Raw genomic sequence first — 25,784 nt, 5'->3', positions numbered from 1 at the left:
ATGCCTGCACCTTCCGGCGGCGCAGGGCAATGGCCAGCACGCCCCGGCGCGGTGCCGCCAGCAGCGACAGGGCGAATATGGCGGTGGCCAGCAGGACGATGATCGGCCCTGTCGGCAGGCCCGGCGCGGTGGCGGAAATCGCCGCGCCGCCATAGCCCGAGATCCCGCCGATGCCTCCGGCCAGGGCGATGACGACGCCCGAGCGGTCGGACCAGAACCGCGCGGCCACAGGCGGGACGATCAGCAGCGCCACGATCAGGATCAGCCCGACGATCTTGAGCCCGACGACGGTGATCGCCATGGCCAGCCCCATCATCGCCAGTTCGATCCGGCGCACGTTCATCCCCTGCGCGGTGGCATAGCCCGGATCGAAGGCCACCATCAGCATCGGGCGGCGCAGCAGCAGCGCCAGCGCGAGCACCAGCGCGCCGCCGATGGCGATCACAAGGGCATCGGCGCGCACCATGCCCGCCGTCGCCCCCAGCAGGAAGGTTTCCAGCCCGGCCTGACGGCCCGAGCCCAGTGTCTGGATCACCGTCAGAAGCACCACCCCCGCCCCGAAGAACACCGACAGCACCGCGCCGATGGCGGCGTCTTCGCCCAGCCGGGTGCGGGCGCTCAGCCAACTGACGCAGAGCAGGCCCAGCCCCGCCGACAGCGCCGCGCCCAGCAACAGCCCCGGCAGGGCGCGCCCGTCGCCGCCGAACACCACCATGACCATGAAGGCCAGCGCGATTCCCGGCAGGGTGGCATGGCTGACCGCGTCGCTGACCAGCGCACGCTTGCCGAGGAACAGGAAGGTGCCCACCGCCCCGGCGGCCATACCCAGGAGCCCCGCCCCGACAGCGACCAGCGCCGCGTTATAGCCCAGTTGCAGGGTGAGCGCGTCACTCAGCATGGGGTGTGCCGTTCGACAGCCCTGGCAGCGTACTGGCCAGCCGCCCGTCATAGGCGGCATGCAGCGTGTCGGCGGTAAAGGCGGTGGCGACCGGGCCTTCGGCGATGGCGCGGGTGTTCATCAGGAACACGCGGTCGAAATACTCAGCCACGGTGGACAGGTCGTGATGCACGGCAATCACCGTGCGGCCTTCGGATTTCAGCGATTTGAGCACGCCGATGATCGCCTTTTCGGTGGCGGCATCGACCCCGGCGAAGGGTTCGTCCAGCAGGTAGAGGTCTGCCCCCTGCGCCAGCGCGCGGGCCAGGAACACGCGCTGTTGCTGGCCGCCCGAAAGCTGGCCGATCTGGCGGTCGGCCAAGTCCTGCATGCCGACGCGCGACAGGCAGGCCATGGCGGTTTCGCGGTGGGCGGGCCGGACCCGGCGCAGCAGGCCGAGTTCGCGGTAGAGCCCCATCAGCACCACGTCCAGCGCCCGTGTCGGGAAATCCCAATCGACACTGGCGCGTTGCGGGACATAGGCGATGCGGGCGAGTTGCCGCGCCAGCGGTTTGCCCCAGCATGTGACCGTGCCGGACACGGGCCGCTCGATGCCCAGCGCCGCCTTGAGCAGGGTCGATTTGCCTGCACCGTTGGGGCCGATGATCGCGCTCATCCGTCCCGGTCGGAACGTGACATCCACCGAAGTCACCGCCGGTTTGCCGCCATAGGCCACGGTCAGCCCGCGGATCGCCAGGGGGCTGTCGGCCAGGGCGGCCGGGGCATCCACGATCGGGCGATCCCCGGTCAATCTTGCATCCAGCATCATGTCACAGCCCGGTGCGCAGCCTGCCATCCATGCCGCGCGCGGGCACCTGCCCGCCAAGGGCGGCGGCGATGGTGGTGACGTTATGGTCGATCATGCCGGGATAGGTGCCTTCGTAGGTGCCCGGTTCGCCCATCGCGTCGGAAAACAGCTCGCCCCCGATAGCCACCTCATGGCCCTGCGCGGCAGCCCCTTCGACAAGGGCGCGCATGTTGCGGTCCGAGACCGAGGTTTCGACGAACACAGCGCGGATATCGCGGGTGACCAGCATATCGACCAGCGTGCGGATACGGTTCAGCCCGGCCTCGGATTCGGTGGAAATGCCCTGAATGCCGACCACCTCGAACCCGTAGGCCCGCCCGAAATAGTTGAACGCATCATGCGCCGTCAGCAGCACCCGCGACGCGGGCGGGACGGAGGCCAGAACATCGCGCGCATACTCGGCGAGGCGGTCGATCCGGTGCAGATAGGTTTCGGCATTGGCGGCGAACAGAACGGCATCGTCGGGCGCGGCGGCGGTGAGCGCGTCGCGCACGGCGTGCAGCACATGCACCCACAGGTCGGGCACCATCCACACATGGGGGTCGAACTTGTTCTCGTAGTCTTCATGCGCGATCAGATCGGCGCGCGGCACGGATTCACCCACGGCGGTGACGGGGCCGCGTTCGGCCAGCTTGTGCAGGAGGTCCTGCATCTGCGCCTCGAGATAGAGGCCATGCCAGAGGACCAGATCGGCGCGGGTCAGCGCCACGATGTCGCTGCGCGTCTGGCGGTAGGAATGCGGATCGACGCCGGGGCCCATGAGGGCCTGCACGGTGACGCGATCCCCGCCGATGACCCGCGCGGCATCGGCGATCATGCCGGTGGTGGCGACCACGTTGAGGCGCGCGCCCTGCGCCCGCAGGGGCAGCGCGGTAAAGGACAGTGATCCGGCGGTCAGAGCCAGAAGGCGGCGGCGGGAGATATGTGTGGCGGATGTCATCATCATGGCGGTCACCATGGAGCAGTTTGAAACGGGTGTCAATGCAAATGAGAACTATTCTCAATTGCAGGTGAGGTTGCACCGCCCGCTTGCCAAGGCGCGGGCGGCGTGCGACTCTGATTTTCCGGTTTTCACCCCACAGTGCGGACATGCCCGATGCAGACTCTTGGACAGGATCACGTCAGCCACCTGCCGCAAGCGATGGAGCCGCGCAACGAGGGGCTGCCGCTGGACCTTGGCTGGCTGCGGGCGGTGCGCGTCAACACCGCTGCCGTTCTGCGCCGCACCGCCACCTTGCCCGCCCGGCGCAGCCTGAAGGGCGCGCAACAGGCGGCGTGGCTGTGCAAGGCGGTGGAATGCATCGACCTGACCACCCTGTCGGGCGACGACACGGCGGCGCGGGTGCGGCGGCTATGCGCCAAAGCCCGCCAGCCGGTGCGCGCCGATCTGCTGAAGGCACTGGGCCAGCCGGGGCTGCGGGTGGGGGCGGTCTGTGTCTATCACGAAATGATCGCGCCCGCGCTGGAGGCGCTCGAAGGCTCGGGGATTCCGGTGGCGGCGGTGTCCACCGGGTTTCCGGCGGGGTTGTCGCCGTTCCGGCTGCGGCTGGCCGAGATCGGGGAAAGCGTTGCCGCCGGGGCGCAGGAGATCGACATCGTGATCTCGCGCCGGCATGTGCTGGAAGGGAAATGGGAGGCGCTTCATGACGAGTTGTGCGCCTTTCGCGCGGCTTGTGGCCCGGCGCATATGAAGGCGATCCTGGCCACCGGGGAACTGGGCGATCTGCGCACTGTCGCGCGCGCCTCGCTGGTGGCGATGATGGCGGGGGCGGATTTCATCAAGACCTCGACCGGCAAGGAACCCGTGAACGCCACGCTGCCTGTGGGGCTGGTGATGCTGCGGATGATCCGGGACTACCACGCGCGCACCGGCCTGCGCGTGGGCATGAAACCGGCAGGCGGGATTTCACGCGCGAAGGACGCCCTGACATGGCTGATCATGGTGCAGGAGGAACTGGGCGCGCGGTGGGTCTCGCCCGATCTGTTCCGCTTCGGGGCGTCCTCGCTGTTGGGCGATATCGAGCGGCAGCTGGAGCATCACGTCACGGACCGGTATTCCGCCGCGTGGCGCCACGGCATGGGATGACGCGCCCGGACGGAGCCGGCGGATTTTGAGTATTTGGACCGGGAAGACGACATGACCGAGCAGCAGAGCGATCAGATGACGGGCTATGGCCCTGCCCGCGAAAGCGCCGCCGAGGCGCTGGCCTGGCTGGTCGATCAGGGCGACCGGTTCGGGCATTTCATTGACGGTGCGTTCACCGCGCCGGGCAACGGATTCATGTCGCACAACCCCGCCACGGGCGAGGTTCTGGCCACGCTGACGCAGGCCGGTGCGCGCGATGTGGACGCCGCCGTGGACGCCGCGCGCAAGGCGCAGGGCAAGTGGCACAGGCTGGGCGGCAAGGGGCGGGCGCGGCACCTGTATGCGCTGGCGCGGATGATCCAGAAACATGCCCGCCTGTTCGCCGTGCTGGAGGTGCTGGACAACGGCAAGCCGATCCGCGAGGCGCGCGATATCGACATCCCGCTGGCGCAGCGGCATTTCTATCATCATGCGGGGCTGGCGCAGCTGATCGACAGCGAATGCCCCGACACCGAGCCGCATGGCGTGTGCGGGCAGATCATCCCGTGGAATTTCCCGCTGCTGATGCTGGCGTGGAAACTGGCCCCGGCGCTGGCGGCGGGCAATACGGTGATCCTGAAACCGGCGGAGCAGACCTCGCTGACCGCGCTGTTGTTCGCCGATATCTGTCGGCAGGCCGGATTGCCAAAGGGCGTGGTCAATATCGTCACCGGCGACGGGACGGTGGGCGAGATGATCGTGACTCATGCGGGCATCGACAAGATCGCCTTTACCGGCTCCACCGCCGTCGGGCGGCGCATCCGCGAACTGACGGCGGGCAGCGGCAAGGCGCTGACGCTGGAACTGGGGGGCAAATCGCCGTTCATCGTGTTCGACGATGCCGATCCGGACTCGGCGGTCGAGGGCGTGGTCGATGCGATCTGGCTCAATCAGGGGCAGGTCTGTTGCGCCGGGTCGCGCCTGTTGCTTCAGGAAAGCATCGCCGAGGCGTTCCTCGACAAGCTGCGCGCACGGATGGCGCGGCTGCGGGTGGGCGATCCGCTGGACAAGAATACCGATATCGGCGCGATGATCGACATGACGGCGCGCGACCGGGTGGCGGCGCTGGTCGAGGGGGCGGGTGGTGCGCGTTTCACCCCCGACACGCCCCTGCCCGAAACTGGCGCATTTTGTCCACCGACCCTGATCGCCGGGCTGTCCCCTGCCGATCCGCTGATGCAGGACGAGATTTTCGGCCCGGTTCTGGTGTCCACCACCTTCCGCACGCCTGCCGAGGCGGTCGCGCTGGCCAATGACACGCGCTATGGGCTGGCGGCCTCGGTCTGGAGCGAGGATATCAGCCGCGCGCTGGTGGTCGCGCCGCAACTGGCGGCGGGGGTCGTCTGGGTCAACGGGACGAACATGCTGGACGCGGCGGCCCCCTTTGGCGGGCTGCGCGAAAGCGGCTTTGGCCGCGAAGGCGGGTGGGAGGGGCTGGCGGCCTATACCCGGCCTGCGGGCAAATCCAGACCGCTGGCGCGGATCGCGCCCTTTGCAGGCAACGGCGATCCGGCGGCGGGTGATATCGACCGGACGGCGAAACTCTATATCGGGGGCAAACAGGTGCGGCCCGATGGCGGATACAGCCGCAATGTATACGGCAAGGCTGGCAAACTTCTGGGGCAGGCCCCGATGGCCGCGCGCAAGGATATCCGCAACGCGGTGGAGGCCGCGCGCGGGGCCAGTGCATGGGGCCGCAGCACTGGCCACCAGAGGGCGCAGATCCTGTATTACATGGCCGAGAACCTGTCGGCGCGAGCGGATGATTTTACACGCCTTGTCAATCACATGACCGGCACGCGCGGCGGCGCGAAAGAGGTGGAGGCGGCAATTGACCGGCTGTTCACCTGCGCCGCCTGGGCCGACAAGATGGACGGGCGCAGCGTGGACACCCCCGTACCGGGCCTGACGCTGACCCTGCGCCAGCCGGTGGGCGTGATCGGCGCGCTGTGCCCGGACGAGGCGCCGTTGCTGGGGCTGGTCTCGGTGTTGGGGCCGATCATGGCGATGGGCAACCGGGCGGTCCTGGTCGCCTCCGAGCCCTTCCCGCTGGCGGCGCTGGAGTTCGTGCAGGTGCTGGAAACCTCGGACGTGCCTGCGGGGGTGGCGAACCTGCTGAGCGGATGCCACGAGGATCTGGCCCCCACGCTGGCCGGACATATGGATATCGACGCGGTCTGGAGCTTTTCCTCGTCCGACCTGTCCGGGGCGATCGAACGCGACAGCGCCGCCAGCCTGAAACGCACATGGGTCAACCACGGCACGACGCGCGACTGGCCGGGGCCGCAGGGCGAAGGCCGCGCATTTCTGGACGCCGCGACCGAAATCAAGACACTCTGGCTGCCCGCCGCGTTGTGACGAGCCGTCGGCCAACATGAAAACACCCGGCGCGGCGTGACGCATGACGGAACATCGGGGCCGGGTTTGCACCCCCGATTGCCCAACGCCCGACATTAATCACCAAGACCGGACCGATAGGGGACTGACCATTCAGGGCAAGTCCATTACAGTCGTATCAATCCGCAGACCAAAGACGAATTCCAAAACCCGAGGTGACTGTCCTTATGCAACTGTTGGTCCCCGACTTTATTTGTATCGGCGTACAAAAAGCCGGGACAACATGGCTTTACAATCAGCTTGTCGCGAATCCCCTGATCAGCATCCCCGAGAAAGAGTGCAACATCCTGACAGAGCCGAGGGGCCATCTTCAGCGATACACTGATTTTTACGCCGGCACGCATGAGGGAAGGCTGCTTGGCGACGTGTCGCCCTTTTATGCGACACAGCCGGTCATTGCGCAGCGCATCAGGGAGATGAACCCGGATTGCAAGGTGATCATCGTGTTGCGCGATCCGGTGGCGCGGGCGTTTTCGCAATATCGCATGGCCACCAAGGCGGAACGCATTCCGCCCGAAACGACACTTTGGCGGGCGTTTCGCAAGAACATGCAATTCATGCAACAACGGGGCTGTTATCTGGATGTGCTCCGGAGATTCGACGATGCCGGGTTCGACCGGCGCAACATACTGCCGTTGCCGTTCGAATGGATCGGAGAGAACCCCCTGGCGTTGATGGACAGGCTGAACGCGTTTCTGGGGGTCGAGGGGGCCGCTGACGATGCGTTGATGGCGCAGCGGTTTGCATCCTACACACAAGGGGCGCAGCCACCCGAAAAAGACGCCGCGCGCATTCGCAAATGGTACGCGTCGCGAAATGCAGGGCTGCGCGAGTATTTGTGGTGGCAGCCGGAGTGGCTTTGACCGCCCCGGAATCAGGGCGCGAGCATCCGTCGGCGAATCGTGAAAACGCCCGGTGCGGTATTGGGCCGACCGGGCGTTTTTCTGAATGATTTCAGGGTTTAACCGACGTTGCGGGCCTCGCCGCGGTAATCGGTTTCGTCGGTGATGGTAAACCGCCCGCCCTTGAGCTTTTGCAGTTTGCCGTCGCGCAGAAGCTGGCCGAAGCTGCGCAGGCCGTCCTCGCGCGAGAACGTGTCCTGTTTGACCTCTTTCAGCTTGCCCATCAGCATCGGGCGCGAAAACTGCGGGCGACCTTCGACATCCGACAGGTAGGCGGCTGCGGCTTCCAGCAGTTCAGGCAGGCCGCTGGCGCCCATCTGATCGGCGAATTCGGCAAAACCGCCATCCAGCGAGTCATCCGGGGTTTCGTCAGCCACCAGATCGGTCGTCGAAACGCGGCGCGGGCGGACCGCTTCGCGCGGGGCCAGATCATCGACGCGCTGTTCGGCCACCAGTTTGAGCGGCGCGGGGCGCAATTCGGTCGGGCGTGCCGAACGGCTGGCGCCCGAGGTGCGCGGACGGCGCGGGCGGACCACTTCGGCGAGGTCCGAGCGATAGGGCGTGTCGTCCACGTCGCGGTCCATCTCGGCACCGGCCTTTTTCTCGGCGCGGGTGGCGGCGACGGCGGCGCGCAGGTGCTGGATCACGCTGCGGCGACGGTTCGATTCGGGTTCTTCAAGATGCGTATCGGTCTTGTCGAACATGCGGTTGACGTCGCCGCCTTCGCGTTCGGCGCGTTGCAGCTTGCGCAGGCCGCGCGGGGCGGGGTCTTCCTCGGCTTCGGGCTCGGGCTGTTCGGCGGTCGCGGCCTCTTCGGTTTCGGCTTCGGCGCTGAAATCCTCGTCCAGATCGTCGTAATCTTCGTCGTCCTCGAAGCCCATCTCGGCCTCGACCTCGGCCAGTTCGCGTTGCAGCTCGGCCTCGTCCTCGGGCGAGAGGCCCATATCGCCGCTATCGTCATAGGAGGCATCGTCAAAGACGTTCAGGCTGTCGTCAGCCTCGTCGTCTTCCTCTTCTTCGATATAGCCCCCGGCGATCGCGGCCTCGAATTCGGTGCGCTTCATCTTGACGACGCGGGCGCGCAGGAGCGGTTGTCCGGCCTCCTCCCCTGCGGCGTCCTCGGCGGCTTCGTCCCGGTCTTCGACGGCGTCTTCGGGCGCAAGGCGCAGCGGCGTGGCCGTGGCCTCGGGCTCTTCGGGCTCGGACTCTTCGGCGATGTCCTCGGGCGCATCGGCCGTTTCAGGCATGGAATCGGCCAGAAGTTGCGCCAGCGTATCCTCGAACAGATCGGAGCCGTCCGCCGTTTCGGTGTCCGCCTCATCCGCCTGCGGCGCGGGGACCGCGGCGACGGGCGCTTCGTCGTCGGTATTGTCTTCGCTGTCGAAACGCGACAGCAGCGCCTCCAGTTCGTCCTCGTCCGGGTCTTCGGACAGGGCCTGTTCCTGCGCGATATCGTCCTGCTCCAGCGCCATTTCCATTTCGGCGGCGGTGGTATCGACGAAATCCTGCGCGTGTTCGTCTTCGGTATAGTCCGCGGCGGTATAGCCCTGATCGGCATGCGCCACGACCGAACGGATACGGCGCAGCTTGGCGGCGACGCTGTCGGTTTCGTCGTCGGCTTCGGCAGGGGCGACTTCCACGGCTTCGGCGGGCTCTTCGGCGGCTTCGGCCAGGTCTTCAACCGTGTCAACGGGCTCTTCAGCCTCGGCGGCGGGAGTCTCGACCGCTGCGATGGGCGCCTCGGCGGTTTCCGCCGGGCCCTCTTCCTCGACCTCGGCAACGGGCTCTTCCATGGCCTCGGCCGTCTCTTCGACCTCGGCCACAGGCTCCTGCACCGGTTCAGCCGGTTCCCCGGCCTCGGCGGCAGGCTCTTCCGCCGGTTCTTCTGCCTTGGGTTCGGGGGCCTCGGGCTCGGGCGTCTGCGCCTCGGCTTGCGGTGTTTCGGCAGGCTGCGGTGCGGGGGCGTCGGCCCCGGTCAGCGCGGCGGCATCCCCGGCGCGCAGCACGATATTGCCCTCGGCCTCGTGGGCCTCGACACGGCGCGCGATCTCGCGTTCGGCGATCCGGGCCAGCATCTCGGCATCCGGCGTCGGGGGTTCGGCCCCGAAATACCGGTCATCGGCGGCAAGATCGCGAAAATACTCGGCAATCGCCTTCATCGTTTCGAAGGAATCGTCAAACCCTTCGAGCGTGCACGAGAAGGTGCCATAGGAAACTGTAAGAATTTTACTTGCGTTTACCATAATAATGCTCGCTTTACTTTGCCTGCGACAGTCGTGTTTACCCTCGGCGACACGTCGAAAGCGGCCCGATTCTAGGAACTTTACCGTATCATTTCATGGTGAGAATGTGGTCTGTTTCGAAAATAGGGGATAATCGCGGGGTTGTCAGATGATTGTTCACGAAAATGAGCCCATTACCCTGATTGGCGGGGCAGAAATCACCACTCAGACCCTGAATCGCGCCCGCGCTTTGGCCCCGAATGTGGTGGCTGCCGACGGCGGAGCGGACGCCGCCCTGGTTAATGACCTGATTCCCCAGGCCGTGATCGGCGATTTCGATTCGCTCAGCGACTGGGCGCGCGGGCAGTTGCCGGAAGACAGCCTGCACCCCATTCCCGAACAGGACAGCACCGATTTCGACAAGTGCCTGCGCAACATCGCCGCGCCGCTGGTGATCGGCATCGGGTTTTCCGGCGCGCGGCTGGATCACCAGCTGGCCGCCTACAATTCGCTGGTGCGCCACCCGCACCGGCGCTGCATCCTGCTGGGCCGCGAAGAGCTGGTGTTTCTCGCCCCGCCCGAGCTGCGGCTGGACCTGCCCGAAGGCTGCGAGATGTCGCTGTTTCCGATGGGCGCGGTCGAGGGGCTGTCGGACGGGCTGAAATACCCGATTTCCGGGCTGAACTTCGCGCCCGACGGGCGCGTGGGCACCTCGAACCACGTCACCGGGCCGGTCAGCCTGTCGATGACCGCGCCCAAGATGCTGGTGATCCTGCCGGAAGCCGCGCTCGAAGTTGCGGCGGCGGCGTTGCTGGCGGCGCGGGCGGGCTGGCCCGGCGCATGACCGGCTAAACCGGCGGCAGGGGGCGGCGGCGGATGCTTTGCAGGCGTTCACGCGCGAACACATAGAGCCCCGAGCCGACGATGATCGCGATCCCCACCCATGTCAGGGCGTTGGGGAAATCGCCAAAGGCCCAATACCCCACGGCGGTGGCCGCCACGATCTCCAGATATTGCAGCGGCGCGACGGTGGCCGCCGGGGCCAGCCGCACGGCAAAGCTGATGAACAGGTGCGACACGGTGGAAATCACGCCAACCGCCAGCAGCGTCCAGACGGCAAAGCCATGCGGCATCGCCGGATCGAGCAGCGCATTGCCGGTGCCGTCGAACAGCAGCAGAAGCGGCGCGATGATCGCCATGGCGGCCAGCGCCGTGTACCCCTGCAAGGTGATCGGATGCGTGACGCGCGCCATCTTGCGGGTCATCACCATATAGAGTGCGAAACACAGCGCCGTGCCCAGCGGGAACAGGGCCACCGGCCCCAGATCCTGAAAACTGGGCTGGATCACCAGAACGGCCCCGCCAAACCCCACCATGCAGGCCACGATCCGCCGCCAGCCCACCTCTTCGCCCAACAGGAACCCGCCCAGCAGGGTCAGGATGAAGGGCTCGACGAAAAAGATGGCGATGGCATTGGCGATGGGCATGTAGCGGATCGCGGTGAAAAACAGCCCCGTCGCCACCACGATCAGCGCCGCACGCGCCAGGTGCAGACCGCATTCGCGCCAGCCGGGCCGGTGCGCCATGCCCAGACCCAGCGCCAGCGGCAACAGGAACAGCCCCTGAAGCCCGAACCGGAAGGCCAGGATTTCCATGACCGGGATGTAATCGGGCGTCGCCTTGGCAAAGGCGTCCATGACCGGCGCAATGGCCGAAAAGGCGATCATGCAAAGAATGCCCGCAAGGACACGGTCGTTCGATTGGCTCATGGAGGGCTCCGGCGTTGATGACCCCCCAGCCTTAGGGGCATCCCGCCCCCTGCGTCCAGCCTGAATGCGACACGCGCATGCGCCCCTCAGCAGTTGGGCACGTTCACCGCCAGACCGCCCAGCGAGGTTTCCTTGTATTTCTCGCTCATGTCCTCGCCCGTCTGGCGCATGGTTTCGATGCAGGCATCCAGCGGGACAAGGTGGGTGCCGTCGCCGCGCAGCGCCAGCGAGGCCGCCGATACGGCCTTGATCGCGCCCAGCCCGTTGCGTTCGATGCAGGGCACCTGCACCAGCCCCTTGACCGGATCGCAGGTCATGCCGAGGTGATGCTCGAGCGCGATTTCGGCGGCGTTCTCGATCTGCGCGGGCGTGCCGCCCAGAACGGCGGCCAGCCCGGCAGCCCCCATCGCCGAGGCGCTGCCCACCTCGGCCTGACAGCCCGCTTCGGCCCCGGAAATCGAGGCGTTGTATTTCACCAGGCCGCCAATGGCCGAGGCCGTCAGCAGGAAATCCTCGATCTTCGCTTCGGACGCCCCCGGAACATGTTCGAGCCAGTATTTGATCACCGCCGGAACCACGCCCGCCGCGCCGTTGGTGGGGGCGGTCACCACCTGCCCGCCAGCGGCGTTTTCCTCGTTCACCGCCATGGCATAGAGACTGATCCAGTCATTGATCTTGTGCGGCGCCTGAAGGTTGGTCCCGCGCTCTTCCAGCAGGGCATCGCGGATGCCCTTGGCGCGGCGGCGCACCATCAGCCCGCCGGGCAGTTCCCCGTCGGTGTGCATGCCGCGCTCGATGCAGTCGTCCATCACCTGCCAGATCCGCGCCACGCCCGAGCGCAGGTTTTCCGGCCCGCCGCGTGAAATCTCGTTGGCTTTCTTCATCTGCGCGATGGACTTGCCGCTGGTTTCGGCCATTTCCAGCATTTCGGCCGCCGATTTGAACGGATAGGGCACCGGATCGCCCTCGTCGGTGTTGCGGCCCTGCGCCAGTTCCGCCTCGGTCATCACGAAGCCGCCGCCGATGGAATAATAGGTCTCCTGCAAGATCACGTCGCCCTGCGCGTCGGTGGCCATCAGGATCATGCCGTTGGCGTGGCCCGGCAGGTTGGGGCCGAAATCGAACAGCAGGTCTTCTTTCGGATGAAAGCGCAGTTCGGGCAGGCCCGGCGGGCGCACGGTATGGGTTTCGCGGATCTGGTCCAGCGTTTCCTCGGCCTTGTCGTGGTCGTAATCGTCGGGTTTGAACCCGGCCAGCCCGAGGATCGTCGCCCGGTCGGTGGCATGGCCCACGCCGGTAAAGGCCAGCGATCCGTGCAGCGATCCGCGCACGCCATGCGGTTCGAACGGCGCGGCGCGCATCTTGTCCAGAAACTGCGCGGCGGCCACCATCGGCCCCATCGTATGAGACGAGGACGGGCCGATCCCGACCTTGAACATTTCGAAGACGGACAGAAACATGCGATCCTTCCTGTTGCCTGGCCTGCACGGCACGCGGGCCTTTTGCCTGTATGCCTGCGCGATCCGGGATTTCCCCGCGCAAAAGCGACCGACTCGTCCAAATCTGCGCCAATAGAGTCAATGTCGGGGCTATGGGCCGCCGATTCAACGGTCATGGCGTCAGGTGGCGCTGCCTTCGGGCGGATCGGGCGGCTGCGGCGCGGTGAAGGGCGCAGGCCCCAGCCCCTCGGCGGCGATCGCGGCGGCGGTGCTGGCGCGGGTTTCCAGCGCGGCGGTCAGCGCATGCAGGCGCGGCCAGCGGTTCAGGTCGAACCAGCCGGTCTCGGCCTCGGGATAGAGCGCCAGCCAGCGCAGAACCGGCCCGAGATAGAGACCGATCACCGTCGGCGCGGCCCCGTCGAACAGCGCGGGCAGATCGCCCGCGGCACTTTCCAGCGTGTCCAGATGGCGCGCGATCTCGCCCTGCATATGGGCCCGCAGCCGCGCCTGCGCCGCCGCGTCAGAGCCGATATAGCGATCGGGATAGAAACTGATCCGCAATGCCGGATGCAGTGTGTTCGAGACGAAAAACAGCCATTTCAGCATGTCGCCACGCGCCGGATCGCCCGGTGCGGGGGCCAGCGCGCCGTGCCGGTCGGCCAGCCACAACAGGATCGCCCCGGTCTCGAACACCGCGCCATCGGGGGTTTCCAGAACCGGGATCAGCCCGGCGGGATTGAGCACGCGATAGGCGGCGCTGTCCTGTTCGCGGGTGGCGCGGTTGACCAGAACGGTCGCGTAAGGCTGCCCCAGTTCCTCCAGCGCGAGGCGGACGATCAGCGAGGCGTTGTCGGGCGCGTAATGCAGGCGATAAGGCGTATCCATGACCGCAGCCTATCCGGTGACACACCGCGTGCCAGCCTGAAAACGACACATGCGCCCCCGCGATGCCCTTTGCCTCTCGCACCCGGCGGGCAACTTGCCTATAACCGGGGCCGAAACATTCGGGGAGTCGCTGCCATGTCCGGAGAATTGTCGCCCATCGACAAAGCCAAATTCGTCGCCGCCAAGCGGTCTGTGGACTATGTCGAGGACGGCATGCGCGTCGGTCTCGGGACCGGCTCGACCGCCGCGTGGATGGTGCGCTGCCTTGGCGAACTGGTCCGCGATCAGGGGCTGAACATCAAGGGCGTGCCCACCTCGACCCGCACCGCGGACCTGGCGCGCGAGGTCGGGATCGACGTGATCAGCCTCGACGAGGCCCGCTGGCTGGACCTGACCATCGACGGCGCCGACGAGTTCGACGCCAACCTGAACCTGATCAAGGGCGGCGGCGGTGCGCTGTTGCAGGAAAAGATCGTCGCCACCGCCAGCGACCAGATGATCGTGATCGCCGATATCGGCAAGGAGGTCGAAACCCTCGGCGCCTTTCCCCTGCCCGTCGAGGTGATCCCGTTCGGCTGGCAGACCACCAAATCGCTGATCGAGGAAATGCTGATCTCGATGGACGTTCTGGGCCGCGACGCCTCGCTGCGGATGAACGGCGAGCGGCCCTTCGTGACCGACGAGGGGAACTATATCCTCGATCTTCACCTTGGCCGCATCGGCAAGGCCAACCAGCTGGCGATGGTGCTGAACCAGATGCCGGGCGTGGTGGAAAACGGGCTGTTCATCGACATCTGCGACGTGGTGATCCTCGGCTATGGCGACGGGCGCGTCGAAACCCGCGACATCAACGAGGGCACGGTGGAAGAGGACCGGCTGGATTTCCTTGAATCCGACAACCTGTTCACCGATCTGCAAGACTGAGCATCGCAGAATACGCAGGCAAAGGGGCAGACATGACCTTCGATTATGATCTTTTCGTCATCGGCGGCGGCTCGGGCGGGGTGCGCGCGGCGCGCGTCGCGGCGCAGGGCGGGGCCAGGGTGGCCCTGGCCGAAGAAGACCGGTACGGCGGCACCTGCGTGCAGCGCGGATGCGTGCCCAAGAAACTGATGGTATTCGCCAGCGAATATCCCGGCCATATGGAAGACGCGCAGGCCTATGGCTGGACGGTGCATGCCGGCGGCTTCGACTGGCCGACGTTCCGGGGCAAGCTGCACGCCGAACTGGACCGGCTGGAAGGCGTCTATCGCAACATCCTCGGCAATGCCGGGGTGCAAACCTACGACACCCGCGCCACCGTGGCCGATGCGCATACCGTCGCGCTGTCCACCGGCGAGCATTTCACCGCCAAGCATATCCTTGTCGCCACCGGCGGCTGGCCGGTCAAACCCGATCTTCCGGGGGCCGAAGAGGCCCTGACCAGCAACGAGATTTTCCACCTCGAAGACCTGCCCCGTTCGATCCTGATCATCGGCGGCGGCTATATCGCCAGCGAATTCGCCTGCATCCTGAACGGTCTGGGCGTGCAGGTGACGCAATATTACCGCGGCGCGCAAATCCTGCGCGGTTTCGACGAAGAGGCGCGCGGCCTGATCGCCGACGAGATGATGCAGAACGGCGTCGATCTGCACCTCGGCTGCAATATCGTCGAGATGGAAAAACGCGACGGCGGCTTCCGGGTCAAGGCCACCAATGGCGATGAACGCATGTTCGATCAGGTGATGTTCGCCACCGGGCGCACCCCCAACACCGCCGGTCTGGGCCTGGAAGAGGCCGGTGTCGAACTGGGCCGCAACGGCGAAATCGTGGTGGACGATTACAGCCAGACCAGCGTGCCGTCGATCTATGCCATCGGCGACGTGACCGACCGGGTCAACCTGACGCCGGTGGCGATCCGCGAAGGCATGGCCTTTGTCGATACGGTGTTCAACGGCAATCCCACGCCCGTCGATCACGCGCTGATCCCCACCGCGATCTTCACGCAGCCCGAATTCGGCACCATCGGCCTGTCCGAGGAAGAGGCCCGCGATCAGGAGCCGGTGGACATCTACGCCACGTCCTTCAAGCCGATGCAGCAATCCTTCGCGGGCCGGGCCGACCGGGTGCTGATGAAGCTGATCGTCAGCAAGGAAACCCGCAAGGTGCTGGGCTGTCATATCGTCGCGCCCGGCGCGGGCGAGATGATCCAGCTGGCCGGGATCGCGGTGAAAATGGGCGCCACGAAAGAGGATTTCGACCGCACCGTGGCGGTCCATCCCACGATGTCCGAGGAATTGGTGACCATGCGCGAACCGACGCGCAGCGCTTGATTTTTCGCACATGTTGCACAGTTTAGAAACAACGTCCCGCGAACTGCGCGGGGCCAACGGTAGGTAGAGGGAACAATATTCATGGCTGGACAGTCTGGCGGCCCGTGGGGCGGCGGCGGAAATTCAGGCGGCGGCGGGGATGACAACCGCGGCGGCAACCGGGGCGGACGACGCCCCCCCGACGGCGGGCCGCAGATCCCCGAAATCGACGAGCTCATGCGCAAGGGGCAGGATCAGCTGCGCGTGCTCATGGGCGGTCGAGGCGGCGGCGATGGCGGCCCCGGCGGCGGTGGCGGCGGCCCGGCTTTCGGGCGCGGCAGCATCCTGCTGGGTATCGTGATCGCCCTTGTCCTGTGGGCTGCGGCCAGCTTCTATACCGTCAAACCCGAAGAACAGTCGGTTGAACTGTTCCTTGGCGAATATTCCTCGACCGGCACTCCGGGCCTGAACTTCGCGCCCTGGCCGTTCATCACCTACGACGTGATCAACGTCACCTCGGAACGTACCGAGGATATCGGCGTCAGCCGTGGCGGTGACGGCCTGATGCTGACCACCGACGCCAATATCGTCGATATCGACTTTCAGGTGGTGTGGAACATCAACGATCCGTCCAAACTGCTGTTCAACATCCGCGATCCGCAGCTGACGGTGCGCGCCGTGTCCGAATCGGTCATGCGCGAAATCATCGCCGCCACCAATCTCGCGCCGATCCTGAACCGTGATCGTGGCATCATCGCCGATACTGCCCGCGAAAACATCCAGGCCACGCTGGACGACTATGAAAGCGGCATCAACATCGTGCGGGTGAACCTCGATACCGCCGACCCCCCGCGCGAGGTGATCGACGCCTTCCGCGAGGTGCAGGCCGCCGAACAGGAGCGCGACCGCCTGCAACGTCAGGCCGATGCCTATGCCAACCGCGTTCTCGCCGAAGCCCGCGGTGAAGCCGCGCAGGTGGTCGAAGCCTCGGAAGGCTATCGCGCCCGCGTGGTCAATCAGGCCATCGGTGAGGCCAGCCGCTTTATCGCGGTGGCGCAGGAATTCAACCGCGCCCCCGAGGTCACGCAGCGACGTCTGTACCTGGAAACCATCGAACGCACGCTTGGCCAGCTCGACAAGGTTCTGATCGACGAAAGCAGCGGTGCCGCACAGGGCGGTCAGGGCGTCGTGCCCTACCTGCCCCTCAATGAACTGCGCCGCAGCGGCGGTGCGTCCTCCAACACCAGCAACGGGGGCTCGAACTGATGCGTAAATCCGCACTTCTCCTGCCGGTCGCGGTGGTCGCCGTCATCGGCGTTCTTTCCTCGATCTTCATCGTGGACGAGCGCGAAAAGGCGCTTGTCCTGCAATTCGGCCAGATCCGTCAGGTGGTCGAGGAACCGGGCCTTGGCTTCAAGATCCCGATCATCCAGGAGGTCGTGACCTATGACGACCGTATCCTGTCCTTCGACACCGACACGATCGAGGTCACGCCCTCGGACGACCGCCGCCTCGTGGTGGACGCCTTCGCGCGGTACCGCATCTCGGACGTGGTGCAGTTCCGTCAGGCCGTGGGCGTCGGTGGTATCCGCGCCGCCGAGGATCGCCTGTCGTCGATCCTGAACGCCCAGATCCGTGAGGTTCTGGGTGCCGATCAGGTGACCTCCGACACGATCCTGTCGCCGCAGCGGGGCGAACTGGCCCGCCGCATCCGCGCACAGGCCCGCGCCAGCGCCGAAAGCCTGGGGCTGGAAATCGTCGACGTGCGGCTGAAGCAGACCAACCTGCCCCAGCAGAACCTCGACGCCACCTTCGCCCGGATGCGCGCCGAACGCGAACGCGAGGCCGCCGACGAAATCGCCCGCGGTAACGAGGCCGCGCAACGCGTGCGCGCCGCCGCCGACCGGACCGTGGTCGAAACCGTCTCCAAGGCCGAGCGCGAGGCCGAGATCACCCGAGGCGAGGCCGACGCCGAACGCAACCGGATCTATGCCGAAGCCTTCGGGAACAACCCCGAATTCTTCGCCTTCTACCGGTCGCTGTCGGCACTGGAACGCTCGTTGCGGGGGGAAAATTCGACGCTCGTGTTCTCGCCCGACAGCGAGTTCCTGTCCGAACTGTTCCGCTCGGTGCGCGCCGGCGGTCTGCGCGAAGTCGCGATCGACGATATCGACATCGACCGCCTGCGCGAAATGGCCCCCGATATGGAAATCTCGCCCGACCTGCCCGAATCCGAACGCCAGCGGCTGGAAGAGGAAGAGGAAGACGCCCGGAGCGACGACGACACAGGGGCGACCAATTGATCGAAACACTGCTTCTGGCCCTCGGGCTGGTGCTGATCGTGGAGGGGCTGGTCTATGCGCTGGCCCCTTCTCTTTTGGAGCAGATACTGGCCGCGCTGGCGCAACTGCCGCCGGATCAGCGGCGGCTCCTGGGGCTGGCCTCGCTGGCGGTGGGGCTCGTCATGGTCTGGGCCGCGAAACAGCTTGGCGCTTGATTTCCGTTTCACTTGGTCTTCACATGGGCGTGACAGGATGTTGTGTTCTTTGCGTTCACCCCAACGTTGCCTAAATAGGTAACAGACCCGAGAACGCGCACCGGCCCGGCCCCGGTGCCCATCCGGACAAAGGCAAGGAGAGATTACCGTGACAGCCCAATCCGTTTCCGTTCCACATTCCGGCCAGGGAACGCTGCGCGCGCTGTGGCTGACCGCGCTGACCATGGCCCTGGTCATTGCGCAGGCCCTCAGCGCACAGGCCCGCCCCGACAGTTTTGCCGATCTGGCCGACAAGGTCAGCGCGGCGGTCGTCAACATCACCACCTCCACGGTGATCGCGCAGGGCACCGGCCCCTCGCCCATCGTACCCGAAGGCTCCCCGTTCGAGGATTTCTTCCGCGAATTCCGTGACCGCAGCGGTCCGGGCGACCGCCCCCGCCGCACATCGGCACTCGGCTCGGGCTTCGTGATTTCCGAAGACGGGTTCGTGGTCACCAACAACCACGTCATCGAATCCGCCGACGAGATCATCGTCGAATTCTTCTCGGGCAAGGAACTGCCCGCCGAGGTGATCGGCACAGACCCCAAGACCGACATCGCCCTGCTCAAGGTGAAAACCGACACCGCGCTGCCCTTCGTCAGCTTCGGCGACAGCGACACCGCCCGCGTGGGCGACTGGGTGGTGGCCATGGGCAACCCGCTCGGCCAGGGCTTCTCGGTCTCCGCCGGGATCGTATCGGCCCGCAACCGCGCGCTGTCGGGCACCTATGACGATTACATCCAGACCGACGCCGCCATCAACCGCGGCAACTCGGGCGGCCCGCTGTTCAACATGGACGCTCAGGTGATCGGCGTGAACACCGCAATCCTGTCGCCCAATGGCGGCTCCATCGGCATCGGCTTCTCGATGGCCTCGAACGTGGTCACCCGCGTGGTCGACCAGCTCAAGCAATACGGCGAAACCCGCCGCGGCTGGCTGGGCGTGCGCATCCAGGACGTGACCGATGACGTGGCCGAAGCCATGGAACTGGACGAGGTGCGCGGCGCCCTGATCACCGACGTGCCCGAAGGCCCCGCCGCCGAGGCCGGAATGAAAGCCGGCGACGTGATCCTGTCGTTCGACGGCAAGGCGGTCGAAGACACCCGCAGCCTCGTGCGCCAGGTGGGCAATACCGAGGTCGGCAAAACCGTGCGCGTCATGGTCTTCCGCCAGGGCAAGACCCAGAACCTCAAGGTCACCCTCGGCCGCCGCGAAGTCGCCGAAGGCGCGGTGCCCGTCGCACAGCCCGGCGGCGAGGCCGACGAGCCTCCCAGCACCGAAATGCTGGGCCTCACCCTCAGCCCGCTCGACGACGAGCTGCGCGGCCAGCTCGAGCTGGATGACGACGCCACCGGGCTGGTGGTCACCGATGTCGACAATCTCTCGGACGCGTTCGAAAAAGGCGTCCGCGCGGGCGACCTGATCACCGAGGCCGGCCAGCAAAAGGTCACCTCGATCACCGATCTCGAAGACCGCATCGCCGACTCGCGCGAGGCCGGGCGCACCTCGATCCTGCTCTTGGTCCGCCGCGCCGGGGAACCCCGCTTCGTGGCCCTGCCCGTCGACAGCGAGGAATAAGTTTCCCGGAGACTGAAACAGAAAGGGCGCCTTCCGGGGCGCCCTTTTTTTCATGCCGCCCCGCTGTTTGGGGGGCGCTGCCCCCGTCGCCGCAAGCGGCGACTCCCCCGGGATATTTTCAGCAAGAAGAAAAGTGGAGCGCGGATTTGCCCGCGCTTACTCCGGCAACGGGAAATCCATCAACGGGGTGTCCTTGCGCAGGTAGAGCGGATGCTTGGCCGAACCGTCCTTGTTCAGCCCAAGGCATCGCAACGGTCTGCCCGTGGCGGCCATGGCGCGCAGCACCTCCTGCACCACGGGCTGAAACCGTTTGTGCAGCTTGCCATAGGCCATGACGATCAGTTCCGAGTCATTGGCCATTTCGACCAGCGCCGGAATATTGGCCGGGCTCCCGGCCAGCGCGGGATCGGCGGGAATATCTTTGGGCGAGGTCGCCCGCCAGTCCAGCACGTTGCCCTTCAGGTAACGGGTAAAGCCCCAGTCGCGCGCGAACATCAACTCGCGGTGACAGGTCGGGTCCGACACGTCGGCGGCAGCGACCGACGGGTTCATGCCCACGAACAGCACCGCGCGCGGCGCCTCTCCTTCGGGAGTCCAGTCACGGGTCAGCGCCTGCCGGTAGCGGCCGCAGTCGGAAAACGTGGCGCCGCCGATCACCCCGTCGGGCAGTTTCAGGCGCACCTTGCCGCCCGGATCGTGCGCCGCCGCGCCGCCGCTCATTGGTTGAACACCCGGCTGGGGTGCAGTTCCCCGGCCTTGAACCGGCCCACGGCCACGGCCTTGCCGTCGTAGGAGGCCCAGCATTCCTCACCGTATTCGACATCATGGGTGATCACCATGCCGGGGTTGCCGTTCCTGAGCCGCGCCAGCCCCGCATCGGTGCAGCTCACTTGCGGCAGGTCATCCAGCCCTTCCTCGAGCGGGCGGATATGCTCATCGAGCTCGGGCGTTTTCGCCATCTCGTCGATCTGTTCGATGGTCAGCCCGTCCTCGGCCCGGAACGGCCCCGACCAGATGCGCCGCAGCCGCGTGACATGGCCAAAGCACCCCAGCGCCTCGCCCAGATCGCGGGCGATGGCGCGCACATACCCGCCCTTGCCGCAGGTCATTTCCAGCGTGACATGATCCGCATCGGGCCGGTCGGTCATCAGCAGTTCCTCCACCCAGAGCGGGCGGGCCTCGACCTCGAAGTCCTCACCGTCGCGCGCCAGCTTGTAGGCGCGCTGCCCGTCGATCTTGACGGCGGAATATTTGGGCGGCACCTGCATGATCTCGCCGATAAAGGCATTGAGCGCCTCCTTGATGGCGTCATCGTCGGGGCGCGCGTCGCTTTGCGCGATCACCTCGCCCTCGGCATCGTCGGTATTGGTGGCCTGCCCCAGCCGCACGGTGAATTCATAGGCTTTCAGCGCGTCGGTGATATAGGGCACGGTTTTCGTCGCCTCGCCCAGCGCCACCGCCAGAACGCCCGTCGCCTCGGGGTCGAGCGTGCCCGCATGGCCCGCCTTTTTCGCCTGCAATGCCCAGCGCACCTTGTTGACCACCGCGGTCGAGGTCATCCCCGCCGGCTTGTCCACGACCAGCCAGCCGGAAATATCGCGCCCCTTGCGTTTGCGTGCCATGTGTCGCCCCCTTGTCCGATGAAGGCGCGGGCCTAGCCCAAGCCCCGCGCGCTGTCAATTCGGCATGCGCCCCACGACACCCACGATCGGCCCCATGGGAAAACCGCCATCGTGCCGCCCGATCCCCGGCGCATAAAGCCGCGAGATATTGCCGTCGAAATAGAGCGCCTGCGGCACCTTCAGCACATCGCGAAACAGGGTGCCGAACTCGTGAAACGTGACCGGCCCCTCGGAAATGGCGAACACCGCGCGCCGCCCGTCGCCCGAGGTCCCCACCCCGTTGCGCACATAGCGGCTGTCACTGTCGGGCAGGAATCGCGGATGCAGCGCCCCGTCGATCACCAGCATCGGCCCCGATTGCGTGGCAGCCCGGCAGCCCGGCGCCTCGCGCTCATAGCGCAGGGTCTCGATCACGTCGGCCCGCCCCTCGCGGATGCAGAACACCCCGTTGGGCAACATGCCGAAATTCCCCGGCCCCGCCGAGGTGACCAGCGGCGCGCGCGCCTGCCCGTGCTCCACGTACAGCCCCACGGGGCGGCGGTCGGTGTGATACATGCCGCCGTTCATCGCGAAATCCAGCCGCTCGCCCCCGGGTGCCAGCGCCGCATCGACATTGCCGAAACTGGCCAGCGGCTTGCCGCTCTGCTCGTCCGTCAGGAACAGGCGCAGCTCTTCGCGCCCGGCATCGACCTCGCAGACGGTGAACGCCTGCCCGGCATGCTCCACGCTCCGGCACTCCACCGCAGCGGCGGGCCCGGCCAGCGCGATCAGCGCGGCCAGCCAGCGCAGCACTCTACCCTTCGACATCCCGGCGCACCTTGTCCTGTGCGAACAGACGGCGGGTTTCGTCCATCTGGTCGAACGTGGTGTCGATGCGAAACCGCAGGTCGGGCGAGAATTTCAGCCCCAGCTTCTTGCCGATCACCCGGCGCAATTCGCCCTTGTTGCGGGCCAGCAGGGGCACGACATCCTCCTGCCCCTCGCCGCCCAGCGGCAGAACATAGGCCGTCGCGATCTTGAGATCGGGCGACACGCGCACCTCGCCCACCGTCACCGACATGCGGTTCAGGTCGGGATCGTGGATATCGCCACGCATCAGAACCTCGGACAGGGTCCGGCGGATCAGTTCGCCCACGCGAAGCTGCCGTTGCGAGGGGCCGGGCCCGTCATGAAACTTGTTCTTAGCCATGTCCCGCATCTAGTCGCTCCGCGCCTCTTTGCCAAGGTGAATGCAGCCCCCCGGTTCTTCTTCCCGGCACGAATGCTCAAATTCCGCCGCCCGCCCCGCGCGCCGGACGCTTGCCCATTGTGCGCGCCCCCCGGCCCGCGCTACACACCCGCCAACAGTGAAACGGAGACCCGACCATGACAGACCTGCCCGGAATCGTTGTCACCGGCGCCTCGGGGCGCATGGGCCAGATGCTGATCCGCACCGTGCAGGAGAGCGACCGCGCACGGCTTGTCGGCGCGCTGGAACGTCCCGGCCATGACTGGATCGGTCAGGATGTGGGCCGCGCCATGGGCGGTGCCGAAATCGGGGTCACCGTCACCGACGACCCGCTCGAAGCCTTCGCGCGCGCCCATGCGGTGATCGACTTTACCGCGCCTGCCGCGACGGTCGAGTTCGCGGGCATCGCCGCGCAGGCGCGTTGCGTGCATGTGATCGGCACCACCGGCATGGGCGAGGACGACCTGAAAAAGATCGCCGCCGCCGCGCGCCACGCCATCGTCGTGCGCGCCGGGAACATGAGCCTCGGGGTTAACCTTCTGGTGCAACTGACCAAAAAGGTCGCCGCCGCGCTGGACGAGGATTACGACATCGAGGTGATCGAGACCCACCATAACCAGAAGGTCGATGCCCCCTCGGGCACCGCCCTGATGCTGGGTCAGGCCGCTGCCGACGGGCGCGGCGTGTCGCTTGATGCGGTGTCGGACCGGGGCCGCGACGGAATCACCGGCAAGCGCGAACGCGGCCATATCGGGTTTTCCGCCATCCGGGGCGGGGACATCGTGGGCGAACATGACGTGATGTTCGCCGCCGCGGGCGAGCGGGTGATCCTGCGCCACGTCGCCACCGATCGCGCGGTATTCGCACGCGGCGCGCTCAAGGCCGCGCTCTGGGGGCAAGGGCGCAAACCCGGCGAATACGACATGCTGGACGTGCTGGGGCTTGGCGACGGGTGACAAGGCAGCGTGGTCGCGCGACGGCCTTTGACAAGCCGGGCAGCGCCAGACCGCGGGATGGCGACCCAACGTTTGCGCGCTGGCACTTTATCTCAGCCATATCCGAAATAGATTTAAGCGGGGTGCAAACGTCAGCCAATCGCCAGCCCGGGGGCGGTCTGGCGATGCGCGGCGCCTTCGGCGCTATTTCGCGCAAGGACTTTACCCGATTCTGTAGAAAAGAGCGGCTTGCCATCTGAACAGCGGATGAGGCTACACAGACCGAGCGATCCTTTTTCTCATTCGGGATCAAGGCACAGGCCGCCGCGCATCGCCGCACCGCGGCCCCGCGATACACGGCTATACACCCCAAACGCCAAACGTCTGTTCCGCCAGCCGGAAGAAACCCGGCCACCCGTCAAAAATCGACCGCCAGCCCCTTTTTCTCCCAGTCGCCATAGCGCACGGGCTCCAGCCCCTCGCGCCGCCCGCCCAGCTCTTTGGGCAGGTCCATCTCCTGCGCCTTGCGGCGGCGCTCCTCGGCCTCGGCCAGCGCTCGCAGCGCCTCGGGCGGCAGGTCGCGTTTTTCCTCGCTCATGGTCAGGCTTCCTTTGATCCGGTGCCCCTGATATATGCCCGCTTCAGCCCAAGGCCAAGGAAATCCGATGTCGCAGCGCCCGCCCCAGCCCTCTGCCCGCCGCAGCGCGGTCTATCTTCTCGATCAGGTTCTGGGCGAGGGGCGGCTGATGTCCGATCTGATCGCCTCCGGCGCGCTGGACCGGCTGGACCCGGCGGATCGCGCCCGCGCACAACGGCTGGCCAACGACACCCTGCGCGGCATGGACCGCGCCGACCGCCTGCTCAAACGCCACCTGCGCAAACCCCCGCCGCTGCATGTGTTCAACATCCTGCGCCTCGGCACGGTCGAACTGTGCAATGGCGGCGACGCGCATGGCGTGGTCAACGATCTGGTCGGCCTGATCGGGGGGCACAAACGCTATGGCAACCTCAAGGGGCTGATCAACGCCGTGCTGCGCAACATGGCCGATGGTGCGGGCCGCTCGTGGAACGACCTGCGCCTGCCCCGGCTGCGCAAATGGCTGCGCGATCCGCTGGTTCAGGCCTGGGGCGGCGGGGCCGTGGGCGCGATGGAAAAGGCGCATTTCGCCGGGGCCCCACTCGACCTGACGGCCAAAGGCGATCCGGCGGCGCTGGCCGCGCAGCTGGACGGCACGCTCCTGCCCACGGGGTCGGTGCGCCTGTCCGATGCCGGGCAGGTTTCGGCACTGCCCGGCTATGACGCGGGCGACTGGTGGGTGCAGGACGCCGCCGCCGCCATGCCCGCGCGGGTGCTGGCCGCGCAGCCGGGCGAAACGGTACTGGATATGTGCGCCGCGCCGGGCGGCAAGACCTTGCAACTGGCCGCCGCCGGGGCGGATGTCACCGCGCTCGACCTCTCCGAGCGGCGGATGGAGCGGGTGCGCGAAAACCTCGCCCGCTGCGGGCTGTCGGCGACCTGCGTCACCGGTGATGCGCTGGAGCATTCCGGCGGGCCCTATGACGCGATCCTGCTGGATGCCCCCTGTTCGGCCACCGGCACGATTCGCCGCCACCCCGACCTGCCCTATGCCAAGGACGGTTCGGAATTCGGGGCTCTGATCGAATTGCAATCGGCGATGCTGGATCATGCGCTGTCTCTCCTCAAGCCCGGCGGGCGGCTGGTGTTCTGCACCTGCTCGCTTTTGCCGGACGAAGGTGAATGTCAGGTTGACGAAGCGCTCGCACGTCACCCCGGCCTGTCCGTGGACCGCGCCGCCGTGGCCGATCTGCCGGGCGTCGATCCGGCATGGATCACCGAAGAGGGCGGCTTGCGCCTGCGCCCCGATTACTGGCCCGATCTGGGCGGGATGGACGGGTTCTACATCGCCTGCCTGCGCGTCTGATCGGGCCGCGTTGCGTCCATCATGGACACGACTTTCGCCAATCGTGCCGATTTTCGTACAAAACCCGCGTACACTTCGTACGTTTCGTACAAAACCCGAGGCCACGGGCCGGAATCTTCCGGTGACTTGGCGGGCGGGCCGGTCTATAGTGCGGCCAACAACGCCG

23 protein-coding genes and 1 pseudogene are annotated in these 25,784 nt (G+C 66.5%); 12 read left to right on the top strand and 12 right to left on the bottom strand.

Features of this window, described 5'->3' with window-relative positions; translation table 11 throughout:
• Window positions 1-4: 4 nt before the first annotated feature.
• From BUB53_RS18060 to BUB53_RS18050, 3 genes and pseudogenes are all read right to left on the bottom strand, one after another.
• Window positions 5-898: pseudogene (locus tag BUB53_RS18060) on the bottom strand (metal ABC transporter permease); the annotation flags it as partial.
• Complete coding sequence (locus tag BUB53_RS18055; protein WP_073036722.1) at window positions 888-1,706, bottom strand: metal ABC transporter ATP-binding protein; 819 nt, start codon at window positions 1,704-1,706, stop codon at window positions 888-890. The pseudogene BUB53_RS18060 and the gene BUB53_RS18055, both read right to left, overlap by 11 nt.
• A gap of 1 nt (window position 1,707) precedes the next feature.
• On the bottom strand, window positions 1,708-2,685 hold the full coding sequence (locus tag BUB53_RS18050) for a metal ABC transporter solute-binding protein, Zn/Mn family (protein ID WP_084729317.1): 978 nt from the start codon (window positions 2,683-2,685) through the stop codon (window positions 1,708-1,710).
• 156 nt (window positions 2,686-2,841) lie between these two features.
• Between BUB53_RS18050 and deoC the strand changes: the two genes are divergently transcribed.
• The 3 genes from deoC to BUB53_RS18035 all read left to right on the top strand — a co-directional run bounded on the left by deoC (window position 2,842) and on the right by BUB53_RS18035 (window position 7,130).
• Window positions 2,842-3,831: a deoxyribose-phosphate aldolase gene (gene deoC / locus BUB53_RS18045; RefSeq protein WP_073036720.1), complete on the top strand. Its 990-nt coding sequence runs from the start codon at window positions 2,842-2,844 to the stop codon at window positions 3,829-3,831.
• A 51-nt stretch (window positions 3,832-3,882) separates the two neighbouring features.
• On the top strand, window positions 3,883-6,228 hold the full coding sequence (locus tag BUB53_RS18040; protein ID WP_073036718.1) for an aldehyde dehydrogenase family protein: 2,346 nt from the start codon (window positions 3,883-3,885) through the stop codon (window positions 6,226-6,228).
• Window positions 6,229-6,434: 206 nt separating this feature from the next.
• Window positions 6,435-7,130: a sulfotransferase family protein gene (locus BUB53_RS18035; protein WP_073036716.1), complete on the top strand. Its 696-nt coding sequence runs from the start codon at window positions 6,435-6,437 to the stop codon at window positions 7,128-7,130.
• Between the two features lie 98 nt (window positions 7,131-7,228).
• Here the strand turns inward: BUB53_RS18035 and BUB53_RS18030 are convergent, their stop codons facing one another.
• Entirely contained in the window at window positions 7,229-9,412 is a 2,184-nt protein-coding gene (locus tag BUB53_RS18030; protein WP_073036714.1) for a hypothetical protein, read from the bottom strand.
• Between the two features lie 148 nt (window positions 9,413-9,560).
• Between BUB53_RS18030 and BUB53_RS18025 the strand changes: the two genes are divergently transcribed.
• Entirely contained in the window at window positions 9,561-10,235 is a 675-nt protein-coding gene (locus BUB53_RS18025) for a thiamine diphosphokinase (protein ID WP_073036712.1), read from the top strand.
• A 4-nt stretch (window positions 10,236-10,239) separates the two neighbouring features.
• Here the strand turns inward: BUB53_RS18025 and BUB53_RS18020 are convergent, their stop codons facing one another.
• From BUB53_RS18020 to BUB53_RS18010, 3 genes are all read right to left on the bottom strand, one after another.
• The gene (locus tag BUB53_RS18020; RefSeq protein ID WP_073036709.1) at window positions 10,240-11,160 is read right to left on the bottom strand and encodes a DMT family transporter; all 921 of its coding nucleotides are present in this window, start codon (window positions 11,158-11,160) and stop codon (window positions 10,240-10,242) included.
• An 86-nt stretch (window positions 11,161-11,246) separates the two neighbouring features.
• Window positions 11,247-12,620 (bottom strand): L-serine ammonia-lyase, encoded by a 1,374-nt coding sequence (locus BUB53_RS18015; RefSeq protein ID WP_073036707.1) that lies wholly within the window; start codon window positions 12,618-12,620, stop codon window positions 11,247-11,249.
• Window positions 12,621-12,779: 159 nt separating this feature from the next.
• A complete protein-coding gene (locus tag BUB53_RS18010) occupies window positions 12,780-13,484 on the bottom strand; it encodes a glutathione S-transferase family protein (protein ID WP_073036705.1) in 705 nt (234 codons plus the stop codon).
• Between the two features lie 135 nt (window positions 13,485-13,619).
• Here BUB53_RS18010 and rpiA point away from each other — a divergent pair, with 135 nt between their 5' ends.
• From rpiA to BUB53_RS17980, 6 genes are all read left to right on the top strand, one after another.
• Window positions 13,620-14,408 carry a ribose-5-phosphate isomerase RpiA gene (rpiA, locus tag BUB53_RS18005; protein WP_073036703.1) on the top strand — a complete coding sequence of 263 codons (789 nt, stop codon included), beginning with the start codon at window positions 13,620-13,622 and terminating at the stop codon, window positions 14,406-14,408.
• 32 nt (window positions 14,409-14,440) lie between these two features.
• Window positions 14,441-15,796, top strand: a complete 1,356-nt coding sequence (gor, locus tag BUB53_RS18000) for a glutathione-disulfide reductase (protein WP_073036701.1) — start codon at window positions 14,441-14,443, stop codon at window positions 15,794-15,796.
• 81 nt (window positions 15,797-15,877) lie between these two features.
• The gene (gene hflK / locus BUB53_RS17995; RefSeq protein WP_073036699.1) at window positions 15,878-17,041 is read left to right on the top strand and encodes an FtsH protease activity modulator HflK; all 1,164 of its coding nucleotides are present in this window, start codon (window positions 15,878-15,880) and stop codon (window positions 17,039-17,041) included.
• Window positions 17,041-18,078 (top strand): protease modulator HflC, encoded by a 1,038-nt coding sequence (hflC, locus tag BUB53_RS17990; RefSeq protein WP_073036697.1) that lies wholly within the window; start codon window positions 17,041-17,043, stop codon window positions 18,076-18,078. Before hflK ends, hflC begins: the two co-directional genes overlap by 1 nt.
• Window positions 18,075-18,272: a DUF2065 domain-containing protein gene (locus tag BUB53_RS17985; RefSeq protein WP_084729303.1), complete on the top strand. Its 198-nt coding sequence runs from the start codon at window positions 18,075-18,077 to the stop codon at window positions 18,270-18,272. The genes hflC and BUB53_RS17985 overlap by 4 nt, the downstream gene beginning before the upstream one ends.
• A gap of 223 nt (window positions 18,273-18,495) precedes the next feature.
• The gene (locus BUB53_RS17980) at window positions 18,496-19,890 is read left to right on the top strand and encodes a Do family serine endopeptidase (RefSeq protein WP_084729313.1); all 1,395 of its coding nucleotides are present in this window, start codon (window positions 18,496-18,498) and stop codon (window positions 19,888-19,890) included.
• Window positions 19,891-20,046: 156 nt separating this feature from the next.
• Here the strand turns inward: BUB53_RS17980 and BUB53_RS17975 are convergent, their stop codons facing one another.
• Genes BUB53_RS17975 through rbfA form a run of 4 tightly spaced genes read right to left on the bottom strand, consistent with a single transcriptional unit; the run spans window position 20,047 to window position 22,701 of the window.
• Window positions 20,047-20,610, bottom strand: coding sequence for a DUF1643 domain-containing protein (locus tag BUB53_RS17975; RefSeq protein WP_084729301.1), 564 nt, complete (start codon window positions 20,608-20,610; stop codon window positions 20,047-20,049).
• Window positions 20,607-21,512, bottom strand: coding sequence for a tRNA pseudouridine(55) synthase TruB (gene truB, locus BUB53_RS17970; protein WP_073036693.1), 906 nt, complete (start codon window positions 21,510-21,512; stop codon window positions 20,607-20,609). The genes BUB53_RS17975 and truB overlap by 4 nt, the downstream gene beginning before the upstream one ends.
• A 54-nt stretch (window positions 21,513-21,566) precedes the next feature.
• Complete coding sequence (locus BUB53_RS17965; protein ID WP_143163270.1) at window positions 21,567-22,319, bottom strand: phosphodiester glycosidase family protein; 753 nt, start codon at window positions 22,317-22,319, stop codon at window positions 21,567-21,569.
• Window positions 22,306-22,701, bottom strand: a complete 396-nt coding sequence (gene rbfA, locus BUB53_RS17960) for a 30S ribosome-binding factor RbfA (protein WP_073036691.1) — start codon at window positions 22,699-22,701, stop codon at window positions 22,306-22,308. The genes BUB53_RS17965 and rbfA overlap by 14 nt, the downstream gene beginning before the upstream one ends.
• 176 nt (window positions 22,702-22,877) lie before the next feature.
• Here rbfA and dapB point away from each other — a divergent pair, with 176 nt between their 5' ends.
• Window positions 22,878-23,696: a 4-hydroxy-tetrahydrodipicolinate reductase gene (gene dapB, locus BUB53_RS17955; protein WP_073036689.1), complete on the top strand. Its 819-nt coding sequence runs from the start codon at window positions 22,878-22,880 to the stop codon at window positions 23,694-23,696.
• A gap of 397 nt (window positions 23,697-24,093) precedes the next feature.
• Here the strand turns inward: dapB and BUB53_RS17950 are convergent, their stop codons facing one another.
• Window positions 24,094-24,273: a DUF1674 domain-containing protein gene (locus BUB53_RS17950; RefSeq protein ID WP_073036687.1), complete on the bottom strand. Its 180-nt coding sequence runs from the start codon at window positions 24,271-24,273 to the stop codon at window positions 24,094-24,096.
• Between the two features lie 67 nt (window positions 24,274-24,340).
• Here BUB53_RS17950 and BUB53_RS17945 point away from each other — a divergent pair, with 67 nt between their 5' ends.
• Window positions 24,341-25,618 (top strand): RsmB/NOP family class I SAM-dependent RNA methyltransferase, encoded by a 1,278-nt coding sequence (locus tag BUB53_RS17945; protein WP_073036685.1) that lies wholly within the window; start codon window positions 24,341-24,343, stop codon window positions 25,616-25,618.
• The last annotated feature ends 166 nt before the right edge of the window (window positions 25,619-25,784 follow it).

Origin of the sequence: Roseovarius pacificus (assembly GCF_900142665.1) — a bacterium.
In the GTDB taxonomy this organism is placed as follows: Bacteria; Pseudomonadota; Alphaproteobacteria; order Rhodobacterales; family Rhodobacteraceae; genus Roseovarius; species Roseovarius pacificus.
This window is presented reverse-complemented; position numbering and strand designations above follow the sequence as displayed.